Annotated in this window: 12 protein-coding genes; 9 read left to right on the top strand and 3 right to left on the bottom strand. The window is 57.6% G+C overall.

Translation table 11 applies throughout. The annotated features are described in order from the left end of the window. Positions 1–223: 223 nt before the first annotated feature. From CWS43_RS24125 to CWS43_RS24100, 6 genes are read left to right on the top strand one after another with little or no spacing between them, the layout of a single operon-like run. Positions 224–1,234: an ABC transporter substrate-binding protein gene (locus tag CWS43_RS24125; protein ID WP_101079696.1), complete on the top strand. Its 1,011-nt coding sequence runs from the start codon at positions 224–226 to the stop codon at positions 1,232–1,234. Continuing rightward, positions 1,231–2,040, top strand: coding sequence for an ABC transporter permease (locus CWS43_RS24120; RefSeq protein ID WP_101079695.1), 810 nt, complete (start codon positions 1,231–1,233; stop codon positions 2,038–2,040). The genes CWS43_RS24125 and CWS43_RS24120 overlap by 4 nt, the downstream gene beginning before the upstream one ends. After that, positions 2,040–2,810 carry an ABC transporter ATP-binding protein gene (locus tag CWS43_RS24115; RefSeq protein ID WP_101079694.1) on the top strand — a complete coding sequence of 257 codons (771 nt, stop codon included), beginning with the start codon at positions 2,040–2,042 and terminating at the stop codon, positions 2,808–2,810. The genes CWS43_RS24120 and CWS43_RS24115 overlap by 1 nt, the downstream gene beginning before the upstream one ends. A gap of 16 nt (positions 2,811–2,826) precedes the next feature. Further along, entirely contained in the window at positions 2,827–4,167 is a 1,341-nt protein-coding gene (gene hisD, locus CWS43_RS24110) for a histidinol dehydrogenase (protein ID WP_101079693.1), read from the top strand. Positions 4,168–4,169: 2 nt separating this feature from the next. Then, the gene (locus tag CWS43_RS24105; protein ID WP_101079692.1) at positions 4,170–5,498 is read left to right on the top strand and encodes a hypothetical protein; all 1,329 of its coding nucleotides are present in this window, start codon (positions 4,170–4,172) and stop codon (positions 5,496–5,498) included. After that, entirely contained in the window at positions 5,491–6,246 is a 756-nt protein-coding gene (locus tag CWS43_RS24100) for an SDR family NAD(P)-dependent oxidoreductase (RefSeq protein ID WP_101079691.1), read from the top strand. The genes CWS43_RS24105 and CWS43_RS24100 overlap by 8 nt, the downstream gene beginning before the upstream one ends. A gap of 671 nt (positions 6,247–6,917) precedes the next feature. On the opposite strand, the gene CWS43_RS24095 is transcribed toward CWS43_RS24100, so the two are convergent. After that, on the bottom strand, positions 6,918–7,838 hold the full coding sequence (locus tag CWS43_RS24095; protein WP_101079690.1) for a LysR family transcriptional regulator: 921 nt from the start codon (positions 7,836–7,838) through the stop codon (positions 6,918–6,920). Between the two features lie 117 nt (positions 7,839–7,955). On the opposite strand from CWS43_RS24095, the gene CWS43_RS24090 reads away from it, so the two are divergent. The 3 genes from CWS43_RS24090 (at position 7,956) to CWS43_RS24080 (ending at position 10,802) form a co-directional block, all read left to right on the top strand. Further along, entirely contained in the window at positions 7,956–9,395 is a 1,440-nt protein-coding gene (locus CWS43_RS24090; protein WP_101079689.1) for an NAD-dependent succinate-semialdehyde dehydrogenase, read from the top strand. Positions 9,396–9,419: 24 nt separating this feature from the next. After that, positions 9,420–9,752, top strand: coding sequence for a carboxymuconolactone decarboxylase family protein (locus CWS43_RS24085; protein ID WP_101079688.1), 333 nt, complete (start codon positions 9,420–9,422; stop codon positions 9,750–9,752). Positions 9,753–9,821: 69 nt separating this feature from the next. Then, positions 9,822–10,802 carry an NAD(P)H-quinone oxidoreductase gene (locus CWS43_RS24080; protein ID WP_101079687.1) on the top strand — a complete coding sequence of 327 codons (981 nt, stop codon included), beginning with the start codon at positions 9,822–9,824 and terminating at the stop codon, positions 10,800–10,802. Between the two features lie 60 nt (positions 10,803–10,862). Here the strand turns inward: CWS43_RS24080 and cbl are convergent, their stop codons facing one another. Together cbl and CWS43_RS24070 are read right to left on the bottom strand one after the other, a co-directional pair. Continuing rightward, a complete protein-coding gene (gene cbl, locus CWS43_RS24075; protein WP_101079686.1) occupies positions 10,863–11,816 on the bottom strand; it encodes an HTH-type transcriptional regulator Cbl in 954 nt (317 codons plus the stop codon). Positions 11,817–12,000: 184 nt separating this feature from the next. Continuing rightward, entirely contained in the window at positions 12,001–12,945 is a 945-nt protein-coding gene (locus tag CWS43_RS24070) for a 2-hydroxyacid dehydrogenase (protein ID WP_101079685.1), read from the bottom strand. Positions 12,946–13,153: the final 208 nt, after the last annotated feature.

Raw genomic sequence — 13,153 nt, 5'->3', positions numbered from 1 at the left:
ATGAAAGTCATATTGTGGTGCAGGTTATCACTTTTAATTATAAATTCGTTTACCTCCTTCTCATTAATTATCCAAAAATGTATAACATCAATGCCCTGCCTGATTTCCTTCCGTGATTTCAACTGTGGCGTAGTAATTGCTTGACTCACTTGTCTATACAGGGTTGCACATTAGGATTTCTATTAGCCGTCTTTCTCTCTTTCAACACCATGCGAGGATCACCATGTCACCTACTCAGACCTTAAACGCCTTAAAAAACAAAGTTGCGCTGGCCTGCTGCCTTGGCGCGCTCACGACGTTCAGCCTGAGTGCGGGCGCGGCAACGACAGCGCCGGAAGCCGGTACCTTCAAAATGGGTATCGAACCTTGGCTGGGCTACGGCCAGTGGCACGTCGCACAAAGTCAGGGCATTTTTAAACAGCAGGGGCTGGAAAAGGTCGATATCGTTAACTTCGCCGAAGACAAAGACATCAATGCCGCATTAGCCAGCGGGCAGATTGACGGCGCAAACATCGCCACGCACACCGCGATGGCGATGGTTTCCGCCGGATTACCGGTGAAAGTCGTCCTTCTGCTCGATCAGAGTGAAACCGCCGATGCGCTGCTGGTCGGTAAAGATATCGCCACGCTGAAAGACCTGAAAGGCAAACAGGTGGCGTTCGAAGAAGGCACCACCAGCGACATCCTGCTGCACAGCGCCGTCAACTCTGCCGGGCTGAAATGGAGTGATATCACGCCGGTGCCGATGCCTGCTGATTCCGCAGGCAGCGCGCTGATTGCCAAACGCGTCACCGCCGCCGTGACTTACGAGCCGTACATTTCTGCCGCCAGAAAACAGGATCCGTCGCTGAAAATGCTCTACAGCGGCTCTTCCGATCCGGGCCTGATCGGCGACGTGCTGGTGGTTCGCGATTCCGTATTGAAAGAAAAACCGGGCCAGATTGCCGCGCTGATTAAAAGCTGGGACGCCGCCCTGACCCATTATCAGGCCAACACCACCGCCGACCGCGCCCTGATTGCCAAAGCCGTGGGTGCCACACCGGCTGATTTAGAATCAGCGTTTGACGGCGTGAAATATTATTCACTGGCCGAAAACAAACAGGTGCTCAGCCATTCGTTCTCCGACCAGACGTTTGCGCATGTGCTGAAAGCCGCCACCGCCGCCGGGCTGATCCCAAAACCAGTCACCGCCGCGCAGGTGATTGACGCCAGCTTTGTGAACAGCCTGCCATGAGTTCGCGCCGTAAACCGCTCAACCTGATGGTGATTGGCCGCCTGCCGTCGCGCAAATTGTTCGTCGGCATCGCCGTAGCGCTGTTCGTTGTCCTGTTTCTGGCGTGGGGGCTGGCGACCCGCAGCGGCGCCATTCCGCCGATTTTTCTGCCAAAACTCACCGACGTGTGGCTGAAAATGGTGTCACTGGCGCAGGACGGCACGCTGTGGAGTGACGTTAAAAGCAGCCTCTACCGCATCAGTATTGCGTTCGCCATTTCCTCGGTGATGTCGATTGTGATTGGCGTGCTGGCAGGTTGTTACGGTTTCTTCAAAGCCCTGACCGAACCGCTGGTGGATTTCATTCGCTACATGCCGGTGGTGGCGTTCGTGCCGCTGACCATTTTATGGACCGGCACCGACGACGTGCAGAAATTCCTGATTATCTGGATCGGCACCTTCTTCCAGCAGGTGTTAATGGTGATCGACGCCGTGAAACGCGTGCCGGGTGATTTCGTCGGTTTAGGCCGCACGCTCGGCATGCCGGATCGCAAAATCCTCTTTCGCATCGTTTTACCGGGCGCGCTGCCGGGCATCTGGGACGCACTGCGCATCAGCCTCGGCTGGGCGTGGACGTGGCTGGTGCTGGCCGAACTGGTCGCTTCCACTTCCGGGCTGGGTTACCGCATCGTCGTTTCCCAGCGCTTCTTCCAGACCGACACCATCATCGGTTACATCCTGCTGCTGGGGATTTTGGGGTTAATCAGCGACCAGATTATGCGTGCCGCCGAGCGCGTACTTTTCCGCTACAACAAGAGGCGTGCGTGATGTCGGTTTTAACCATCTCTCATTTGCACAAAAGTTTTCAGGTCGGCAAGCAGACGCGCGAAGTTCTGCACGACATCAGCCTGACGCTGGCGGACAACGAATTTGTCTCGGTCGTCGGCACGTCGGGCTGCGGCAAAAGCACCCTTCTGTCCATCGCGGCAGGCCTTGAGGATTACGACAGCGGCGACGTGCAGGTTGACGGGCAAACCATCCGCGGTGCGGGCATCGACCGTGGCGTGGTGTTTCAGTCCTATACTTTATTACCCTGGCTGACAGCACGGCAGAACATCGAATTTGCGCTGAAAGCCGCCGGATTCAGCCGGGCGGAATGCCGCGAAAAAGCCGATCAGCATCTCGAACTGGTTCAGCTGACGGCGTTTGCCGACGCCTGGCCGTCCGAGCTTTCCGGCGGCATGAAACAACGCGTGGCGATTGCGCGTGCGTTGTCCTATCGCCCGAAAATATTGCTGATGGATGAACCTTTCGGCGCGCTCGACGCCATGACGCGCCACCAGATGCAGGAACTGCTCACCGGTATCTGGGAACAGCACCGGCTGACGGTGATGTTCGTCACCCACGATATCGAGGAAGCGGTTTATCTTTCCGACCGCATCGTGGTGATGGGACCGGGCACGATTCAGGCAACGTTTGATGTGCCGTTGCCGCGCCCGCGCCGCGAAGAGCTGACCGCCAGCCCTGAATTCACTGACCTGCAACGTCAGGTTCTCCACACTATCCGCAGCGGCCACACCCGCGCCGCGCTGGCCTGATCACCGGAGATTTACCATGTCTGCACCTTTTCAAGCTGTGACTTTTCATGACCTGAGCGATTCGACCGACCTGCCACCGGCATTATTCCAGCGCACAGAAGCGGATTTATCCTTTTTCATTGAGCGTGTGGCACCGATTATCGACGCCGTACGCACCGAAGGCGACGCCGCCCTGCAACGCTTTGCCCGCGATTTCGACGCGGTCACCGCGCCGGAGATGAGCATCATGGCGGAAGATTCCGAGTTCGCCACGGCGTTTGAACGTCTTGATCCGCAGGTTATCGAATCCATCCGTTTCTCGGTTGAAAACATCCGCGCATTCCACGAAGCGCAGAAACCCGAAGACATGTGGATGAAAGAAATCCGCCCCGGCGCATTTGCCGGTGACCGCCATGTGCCAATTGACTCCGTCGCCTGCTACGTGCCGCGCGGCAAGGGCTCGTTCCCCAGCGTTTTTCTGATGACCACGATCCCGGCGGTGGTGGCTGGCGTCAAACGCGCCATTGTCATCACCCCGCCGGGGCCGGACGGCAAAGTCGACGACGCCACGCTGGTCGCCGCAAGGCTGGTGGGCATCACCGAAGTGTATAAATGCGGCGGCGCACAGGGCGTGGCGGCCGTGGCATTCGGCACCGAAACCGTGCCGAAATGCCTGAAAATCGTCGGGCCGGGCAGCCCCTGGGTTGTGGCGGCTAAACGCCAGTTATCAAACCTTATCGATCCGGGCATTCCCGCCGGGCCCAGCGAAAGCTTAATTCTGGCCGATGACAGCGTGGACGGCGCGCTGGCGGCCTTAGATCTCATTATAGAATCCGAACACGGGCCGGATTCCTCGGCTTATCTGGTAACAAACAGCCGCCGCGTGGCCGAAGAAGCCATTGCCGCCTTGCCCGGCTACTGGGCGCAAATCGGCGAAAAGCGCGCCGGTTTCTCGCAGGCTGTGTTATGCGGTACGCACGGCGGCGTGGTGCTGACGCCCGATTTCGACACTGCGGTTGAATTTGTTAACCAGTACGCGCCGGAACATCTGGAAATCCTTGCCGAAGAACCGATGGCCGTGATGGGCAAAATCCGCAACGCCGGAGAAATCCTGCTCGGCAACTACACGCCGATCACATTGGGGAATTTCGTGCTCGGCCCGAACGCCGTCCTGCCCACCAACGGCGCGGCGAAAACCGTCGGCCCGCTGTCCGTTTTCGATTACATGAAACGCATTTCAGTCGGCTACGTGACCCGCGAAGGCTACGCGCCGCTGGCTGAAAAAGCCCACGCGTTCGCACTGTACGAGGGCTTCCCCGGCCACGCGCTGGCGGTATCGGCATTACGCACTGAGATCCTCAACAAGAAAGGCCAATAACGATGAGCAATTTGACGGGCAGTGAACCGCTGGCCGCGCAGGCGCGTCAGTTAGTCCACGCGGGAAAATGGCAAAAAGCGGCGGATGCGCTGCGCCAGCTGATTGGCGAAGTCACCGGCGTGAAGGCCGGTCAGCTGACCATCAACCGTGACCAGTACAGCCTGAATTCCCTCAACGGTACGGTGACGCTCGACGATGGCCGCGCCCTGTTCTTCAAATATCACAATGAAGAAGGCGAAGATAAAACCATCGAAGAGTATTACAACGCCGAATTGCTGCGTGAAAGCGGCTTTCGGGTTGATGTGCCGGTGTATGCCTGCGGCGAACCGGGGCGGCAGATTCTGATGTATACCCTGCGCCACGACCGGCGCATGGCGGATGTCTGCCGCGATATCGAACAGCAGCAGGCGTGGGATCAAGAAGCCGAAATCGAAGAAGCCCAGCGCCGCGCTGACCGCGATATCCTCACCTATACGTTACCGACGCTGAAAGCCGGTTCGGTCGACGCCGTTTCCGCAGAACCCATTCACCAGCTGTTCCATCACAGGCTGGTTTCCCCGGAAAACCCGGAGATCCCCGCCGGTTTCGGTGGCCGCGTCGCGCGTTTTTACGTCGGTAAAACCTTCCAGCTCGAAGACGAACAGCTGGAATGGCAAACGCTGAGCAACCTGCGCTGGGTCATCAACGGTGTGGCGTATGAACACAGCTTGCGGCAATTATTCGCCGAAGCGGGAACGCGCCTCGCGCCCGCCGCACTGGCCGATCACGGCGTCATCACCGCACACGGCGACGCGCACAACGCCAACGTCTGGTACGACACGTCCGATGAAATCCCGCAACTGGTAAGTTTCGACCCCGCGTTCGCCGGGCGCAACATTCCGGCGCTGCTGGCGGAAATCAAAGCCACCTTTCACAACATTTTTGCGCATCCGCTGTGGTTGTACGAACCCGCGCGCTGCGGCGAACTGTACAAAGTCACGGTGATGCGCCGCGGCGATACGCTGTATGTCGATCACAACTGGCAGCTGACGCCGCTGCGCGCCGCCTTCCTGCGCGACAAAGGCGAGGAATACTGGCAGCCGTTACTGGCCCAGCTCGCCCGTCGTGGCTGGCTGCCCCCGCACTGGCAGCGGATTTTCCGCCTCGCCATGTTCTGCTGCCCGACGCTGGTTCTGGATCTCCGCGCAGGCGGTTTCAGCGGGCATACCCCCACCAGCTCCGCCCTCGGTCTGGCGATGTCCGTCATGCTGGGCAGCCAGCCGGTAGAAGATCTCGACGAATTCAGCCAGTGGCTGGCCGGGATCAGCCCGGCGGAGAAAGCTAATGACTGATCAGTTCTCGCTGCAAGGCAAACGGGTGCTGATCACCGGCAGCTCACGCGGCATCGGTAAAGCGCTGGCGATCGGCATGGCAAAAGCCGGTGCCAGCGTGATCGTCAGCGGGCGTGACAACGTCACGATAACCGCCGTCTGCGGGGAAATCCGTCAACTTGGCGCGGAGGCTTTTCCGCTGGTGCTCGACGTCACGCAACCCGCCACCTTCGCCGCCGCGCTGGCTTCCCTGCCCGCACCGCCTGATGTGCTGGTCAACAACGCCGGAACTGAACACCTTTGCCCGTCGATGGACGTTGACGAAGCGCTCTGGGACACCATTCTCACCACCAACCTCAAAGGCGCGTTTTTCTGCGCGCAGGCCGCCGCACGGCTGATGGCCGAAAACGGCGGCGGCAGTATCCTCAACCTCTGCTCGCTCACCAGCCAGGTCGGCGTTCCGGGTGCCGCAGCTTACGGCGCATCGAAGTCCGCCATGGCCGGTCTGACCCGCACGCTGGCAACGGAATGGGCCGCGAAAAACATCCGCGTTAACGGCATCGGCCCGGGGTATTTCAAAACCGACCTGACGGCTGAGTTTTACGAAAACGCCGACTGGTGCCAGCAAATGCAGGGGAAAATCCCGCTCGGACGTTTCGGAGAACTCGACGACCTGACCGGTGCGGCAGTGTTTTTAAGCAGCGAGGCGGCGCGGTATATCACCGGACAGGTGTTATATGTGGATGGAGGGTATCTAGCGGGGATCTGATGTCAGACCGGACATCTGGCGGTTTTTCACTTGCAGTGATCGCTCAGGTCAGGACCTTGGGGTTTTAAGGTCAAAACCTTGGGAGCTTTAAGGTCAAAACCTTGGGGACTTTAAGGTCAAAACCTTGGGTTGCCACCCAAACCGGCTTCAAGGGGCGCCTATCGCCGCACCCCTTGAAAATCCCGGGCTCTTTAACTGCGCGCTATCGCTCGCTGGCTATGTTTCAGAAACGCCCGCTAGTGCCGCAAACGCCGCCGCTTCGCGGTTCTCTCGCCTCGGGTTCGAACCTGCTCGAAAAAAGACTCTCGCTGTTTCTCACCACTCACTCGACGTCGTTTTGAAAGCGGCCATGAGCTTTTTAGTTCAAAACCTCACTGCTGATTGTTATTCAAAAATGTCAAAAATGCCGTTGAATTTAAATAAGCCTCCAGCCGCTTTCAGAAAGCTTGCTGAGTGAGAGTTTCGAGACCGTGGGCTCGAAGACCGAAACGAAGGAACCGCGCAGCGGCAAGTTTTCGCGGCAATAGCGGTCGTAACTGAAACATAGCCAGCGAGCGGCAGCGCGCAGTGAAAGAGCCCGGGGGGTCTTGGGGGGTGGCGGCGATAGGCCGCCCCCCAAGTCGGTGTGGGCCGACGCCCACGACCTTGAACTTGAATTTAAAAGACATCCATCACTCAACCTCCCATATCGCCGGGTTCCCTATATAACCCCTCAATACATTGAGAAACTCGGTGACTCTCGCGGGCGGATGCCTCAGCGCCCGCAGGGCGTGAATATCGGTCATGGCCTGCGCCTGCGACGACCACACCGGCGAAATCTGCCGCAACAGCCCTGCTTTTACATCCTGCCCGACCACCCAATCCGGGAGCCACGCGATACCGAATCCTTCCACTGCGGCCTGCCGCATACCTTCGAAATCATCACAGCCAAATACCGGCGGAAGGCTGGCGACGCGGGTCGGGTGCCCGAGCACATCCGACCAACCCAACAAGTCGGAACCGTGGAGCTTGTCGATCAGACGATGTGTGACCATATCCGCCTGCGAAGCGGGCACTCCTGCCTGTTCCAGATATACGGGGCTGGCGCATAACACCCGCTTTTGTACAGCAATGCGGCTGCCGATCAGCGTGCTGTCCGCTATATCCCCGATACGGATCACCAGATCCAGCCGTTCAGCTACCGGGTCAGCCAGACGTTCGGTCAGATCCAGCTCCAGCCGTAACTCCGGGTGCAAACGCGAAAGCTGCGCCATCGCCGGTAATACATAACGTTTGCCAAATGTCGGGTAACAGGCAATGCGCAGAATACCGGTGACGGCGCCTTTCATTGACGCCAGCTCCTGCCGGGCATCGGCCAGTGAATCAAGAATTTGTCTGGCGCGGATCAGCAACGCTTCGCCCGCGTCGGTCAGCGTCAGATGCCGGGTCGAACGCAAAAACAGCGGCGTATCAAGATAATCCTCCAGCGCATCAATCTGACGCCCGATGGACGATGGCGTGCGCCCCCGCCGCCGTCCGGCACCGGAGAAACTGTTCTCACGCGCCACATCAACGAAAACACCCAGGAACTCCGCGAATTTTTCTGATTGCATTTGTGCATTCCTTGCATAGCGGTTGTGGGGAGAATCTGTCTTATCAGCCATGCGCTCTCACCCTAATATTCTTCTCACAGCAAGTCTACAGACACGATTAACCCGGAGAAGAAGAACATGAAAACTTTCACTTACGACCCGCTTTACCTGTTCATCAATGGCACAAATGTGACGGCTGGCGACCGCGATACCGTGGCCGTCATCAACCCGGCTAACGGCACAACGCTCGGCAGATTGCCGCTGGCAACCGACGCAGATTTGGATCTGGCGCTCGATGTTGCACGCGACAGCTTTGAAATCTGGCGTAACACGGTTCCGGCTGAACGCGCCCGGATAATGAAAAATGCCGCCGCACTGATGCGTGAACGCGCTGAACACATCGCCACATTAATGACGCTCGAAGAAGGCAAACCGCTGGCCGAAAGCCGCGATGAAGTTCTGCGCGCCGCAGAATACTTCGAATGGTTCGCCGAGGAGGCACGTCGCATCAACGGTCGCGTCGTACCGGCAAATCGCCCCGGTGTATTGCAGATGGTAAAAAAACAGGCCATCGGCCCGGTCGCCGCATTTACTCCTTGGAATTTCCCGGCGATCACCCCGGCCCGTAAACTTTCTGCCGCGCTGGCCGCCGGTTGCAGCGTCATTCTCAAACCCGGTGAAGAAAGCCCGGCCACCGCGCTGGCGCTTGCCCGCTGCCTCGACGACGCAGGTCTGCCAAAAGGCGTACTTCAGATTGTCTTCGGCGTGCCGGATAAAGTCTCCGCCAAACTGATTGCCTCGCCGGTTATCCGCAAAGTCGCATTCACCGGTTCAATCCCCGTCGGACGTCTGCTTTCAGAACGCGCCGCCGCAGGCGTCAAGCCGATCACCCTCGAACTCGGCGGCCACGGCCCGGTACTGGTCTTTGAAGATGCTGACATCGAAGCAGCAGCGACAGGCGGCGCAGCCAACCGTTTCCGCGGAACGGGCCAGATTTGCATCTCATCCACCCGTTTCCTGATCCAGCGCGACGCGTATGACCGCTTTGTTGAGCTGTTTGTCGCGGCCACCGAAAAATTAATCATCGGCGACGGTCTGGAAGAAGGGACGCAGGTCGGGCCGTTAGCCAGTCAGCGCCAGCTGGACAAAATGGCGTCGCTGGTCGCCGATGCCGTCGCACAAGGCGCGAAAGTGCTGACCGGCGGCAAACGTATCGACAGGCCGGGCTTTTTCTTCGAACCCACCGTGCTTGCCGACGTCCCGATGACTGCCCGTATCATGCATGAAGAGCCGTTTGGCCCGATAGCCGTCATGCGCCCGTTCGACACGCAAGAAGACGGGCTCGCTGAGGCAAACCGCCTGCCATACGCCCTTTCCGCTTATGCCTTTACCCGCGATGCACGCACCGCCATTGATGTCGGCGACCGTCTGGAAGCGGGCATGATCGGCATCAACCAGTACCGGATTATTGCCACCGAACTGCCGTTCGGCGGCATGAAAGAGAGCGGCCACGGCTCCGAAGGCGGTACCGAGGGCATTGGTCATTACCTGACAAACAAATTCATCAGCCAGATCTGAGTTAATAACAAAAAGGAAAACATCATGAAAACAATCGATTTCACCAGCCCTCGCGCGGCGGCTCGCCCTTTCACACCAAAACTGGCGGATTTTGTCGAGCAGCCGTTGTATTCGGATGTCTGGGCGGATGCCAGCCTGGCACCGCGTGACCGCAGCCTGATCACCATCGCCTGCCTGATTGCGCTGAATCATGCTAACGAACTGCCCGCTCATCTGCGTCGTGGTATTGAGAATGGCCTGACTCAGGCCGAACTGAGCGAAGTCATCACGCATCTGGCGTTTTACGCCGGTTTCCCGGCAGCAATCACGGCGTCCGCTTATGCCAACGCCACGCTTGCGGACGACCAGACCGCCTGATTTCCCGCCGCCGGGTTTTTGCATTACGCCCGGCGGCGACCTTTTTCAATTTTTTGGAGATAACACAGTATGAAAGCGATCACTTTTGACCAGTTCGGCGCAGCAGATGTCCTGAAACTCAGCGAAACTCCCGTACCGGAAGTTCGCCCTTACGACCTGCTCGTCCGCACCCGCGCGGCAGGCGTTAACCGCGCTGACCTCACGCACCGTAAAGGCGGTTACGGACGGCCAGACTTTGGGGATTCCACGATCATGGGTCTGGAAATTGCCGGTGATGTCATTGCCATCGGCGAAAAAGTGCAGGGCTACGCCGTGGGAGACCGCGTGATGGGGATCGTCGGCGGTGGTGCTTACGCGGAAATTTCCCGTATTGATTACCGTATGGCAATGCCCGTTCCTGAAGGCCTGGACTACATTCATGCCGCCGCGGTTACTGAAGTTTTTGTCACCGCCAATGAGGCGCTGATTCATCTGGGCAAACTGCAAACCGGCGAAACCGTTTTGATCCACGCCGGAGCAGGAGGTGTAGGCGGCGCAGCGGTACAACTCGCTCACGCCCTTGGTGCAACGGTGATCACCACCGCACAGGCATCCGCCCACGAACTGGTCCGCCGTATGGGTGCCGACCACGCGATTGATTACGTGAATGAAGATTTTGCAGAAGAAGTTTCCCGCCTGACCGGTGGCCGCGGCGTGGACGTTATTCTCGACTTCATCGGGGCGCCGTACTTTGAACGCAACGTTAACGCGCTCAACTTCGGTGGCAGGCTGGTTCAGATAGGGATTATGGGCGGCATAGAAAATGCAAAAATCCCGCTGGATCGCCTGCTGTACCGCCATTTGCAGATTATTGGCACAGTAATGAAATCCCGCACGCAGGAGGTCAAACACGACATGTCCCGCCGCTTTAAAGAACGCTGGTTAGCGCATTTCGGCGAAGATGGCCTGACGCCCATTATCGACAGCGTATTCCCGCTCGCCGACGCCGCAGCCGCGCATAAACGTATGGAAGACGGCCTGAACGTCGGGAAAATCGTACTGGTGCCGTGAAAACGGTTGTAACCTCTGAAAAGTTGAAGTGATGAGGCGTCCGTATAACGCCTCATACACTCAAATTTGATAGTCGATCACCGGCTCATCCCCCACCGCAAACACCTTCTCCTTGATGTCGTTCACGGATAACCCCGGATTACATAATTCGATAAATCGCCACACGTAGTTTCTCTGCAGTTGCGCTTTTTTAAGCCCCAGCCAGACCGTATTACCTTCAAATAAATGCTCGGCATTAATCAGCTGAAGGCCAGTATCACGGACAGGATCATAGGCTTTATCCGCCAGGATCCCGACGCCTAATCCCAGCTCTACATACGTTTTAATCACGTCTGAATCCTGCGCGCTGAGAACAATATCCGCGTTGAGCGCCGCACGGGTGAACGCATCATCCAGACGCGAGCGCCCGGTAATCCCCTGACGATAGGTGATCAGCGGCTGTTCGCTGAGGTGCTGCAACGTCAGCGGATGTTGCAACGTCAGCGGGTGTCCCGGTGGCACGACAACTGCGTGATGCCACCGGTAATATGTAAACGCAGCCACAGAGGGATCATTCATCAGCTTTTCACTGGCGATCCCCACATCCGCCTGCCCGCTCAGCAGCATGGCCAGCACTTCCTGGGGCGAGCCCTGATGAAGTTCCAGCCGCACGCCCGGATAAATCGCCCGGAAGGCTTTGATCACTTTCGGCAGGCTGTAACGCGCCTGCGTATGCGTGGTCGCAATAGTCAGCACACCCGCGTCTTCTTTTGAAAAAACGTCGGCCAGACGACGGATGTTTTGCGCTTCATTGAGGATCCGCTCGGCAACTGCCAGCAACTCTTTACCCGGCTCCGTCAGCCCCAGTAAGCGCTTTCCACGGCGGATAAAGATCTCTACGCCCAGTTCATCTTCCAGTTCACGGATATGGCGGCTGACGCCCGACTGCGATGTGAATAGCATGTTCGAGACTTCAGTCAGGTTATAATTGCACCGTGCTGATTCCCGTATAATTTTGAGTTGTTGAAAGTTCACCGCTGTCTGCCTCTTAGCTTACCGAAAACCCTATTGTTACGATCTGTTGCTATGCCAGACAAATACGAAAAAACGGTTACTTATGCTTTTTATGACTATAGGTGGAAGCGCTCTGCATTTCGCCACCATAAAAAAACGCCAGCGAGTGGCGTTTTAAAACATCATATTAATATCAGCGAAAAAATTATTCAGGCACCGGCGTCATCACCGGTTTTCCGGAAAAGTGTGCCCCGAGGTTTGATAACACCAGCGTCATCATGTTCTCCACCGACTCCGGCGAGCGTCCGGCAACATGCGGGGTCAGCACCAGATTATCCAGCGCCAGCATTTCTGCAGGGACTTTCGGTTCTCCGTCCACCACGTCCAATGCGGCACCGGCGATTTCACGACGTTGCAGGCTGGCGATCAGCGCATCGCTGTCTACCACGCTGCCCCGCGAAATATTAATCAGATAACCGCTTTCCCCCAGCGCTTTCAAAACCTCCGCATTCACCAGCCGCGTGGTATTAGCACCGCCAGGTGTGGCGACGACAAGATAATCAGCCCAGGCGGCCAGCCCGGCAACGCTGTCGAAATAATGGTACGGGCTGTTTTCCTGCGGACGACGGTTGTGATACCCCACTTCCATGTCAAACCCGCCAGCCGCGCGGCGTGCAATCTGCGCACCGATGTTTCCCAGCCCGATAATCCCAAGCCGTTTGCCTGACATTCCGTCCACGTTCCAGCGCGTTTTTTTCCATTCTCCGGCACGAACGGCGGCATCAAACTGTGGAATTCGACGGGTAATCGCCAGCATCAATGCCAGCGTATGATCCACCACCGAAGAGCTGTTAGTGCCCGGCCCGTGCGTCACCTGAATACCGCGCTGCTTTGCCGCCACCGTGTCGATATGTTCAAAGCCAACCCCTTGCGCACAGATGATTTCCAGCGCAGGCAATGCGGCGATTTCCGCTGCACTCACTCCGATTGTGCCGATGGTCAGGATGGCGCGAATTGTCCGGGCGATTTGCGGATCAAGGTTGACACGTTGTTCCGGCGTGGTGGCGAAATGCAGGGAATACCCGGCGGCTTCTAACCGGTCAGGGTAGCCAGCATCAAGTTCAACATGGCTGAGTAACGCGATGGTCATGAGGGTTCCTTTGGATGAAGAGTCATAATAACTTGCAGGCTAATTTTTTTCGTTTTCACTATCGGCGATGCCCCCCAGCTTGTACAGCTTTTCGGCGGTTTCCGAGTGAAGTTCCCAAGTCCGGTCTACACTCGTTGATATGGTCTGTGCTGCGCAGATAGCATGCTTTCGCATTTTTTGTCAGATTTCACTGAAATGGAGCAAAGTC

Source organism: Rahnella sp. AA (assembly GCF_002834385.1).
GTDB lineage: Bacteria > Pseudomonadota > Gammaproteobacteria > Enterobacterales > Enterobacteriaceae > Rahnella.
Note: the sequence above shows the minus strand (reverse complement) of the source record. Positions and strands in the feature narration are given on the sequence as shown.

What these genes read in the sequence shown, in the direction of transcription:
- CWS43_RS24120 (WP_101079695.1), top strand. Translation starts at nt 1,231, where the DNA reads ATGAGTTCGCGCCGTAAACCGCTCAACCTGATGGTGATTGGCCGCCTG.
- CWS43_RS24100 (WP_101079691.1), top strand. Translation starts at nt 5,491, where the DNA reads ATGACTGATCAGTTCTCGCTGCAAGGCAAACGGGTGCTGATCACCGGC.
- CWS43_RS24095 (WP_101079690.1), bottom strand. Translation starts at nt 7,838, where the DNA reads ATGCAATCAGAAAAATTCGCGGAGTTCCTGGGTGTTTTCGTTGATGTG.
- CWS43_RS24115 (WP_101079694.1), top strand. Translation starts at nt 2,040, where the DNA reads ATGTCGGTTTTAACCATCTCTCATTTGCACAAAAGTTTTCAGGTCGGC.
- hisD (WP_101079693.1), top strand. Translation starts at nt 2,827, where the DNA reads ATGTCTGCACCTTTTCAAGCTGTGACTTTTCATGACCTGAGCGATTCG.
- CWS43_RS24085 (WP_101079688.1), top strand. Translation starts at nt 9,420, where the DNA reads ATGAAAACAATCGATTTCACCAGCCCTCGCGCGGCGGCTCGCCCTTTC.
- CWS43_RS24125 (WP_101079696.1), top strand. Translation starts at nt 224, where the DNA reads ATGTCACCTACTCAGACCTTAAACGCCTTAAAAAACAAAGTTGCGCTG.
- CWS43_RS24080 (WP_101079687.1), top strand. Translation starts at nt 9,822, where the DNA reads ATGAAAGCGATCACTTTTGACCAGTTCGGCGCAGCAGATGTCCTGAAA.
- CWS43_RS24090 (WP_101079689.1), top strand. Translation starts at nt 7,956, where the DNA reads ATGAAAACTTTCACTTACGACCCGCTTTACCTGTTCATCAATGGCACA.
- CWS43_RS24070 (WP_101079685.1), bottom strand. Translation starts at nt 12,945, where the DNA reads ATGACCATCGCGTTACTCAGCCATGTTGAACTTGATGCTGGCTACCCT.
- CWS43_RS24105 (WP_101079692.1), top strand. Translation starts at nt 4,170, where the DNA reads ATGAGCAATTTGACGGGCAGTGAACCGCTGGCCGCGCAGGCGCGTCAG.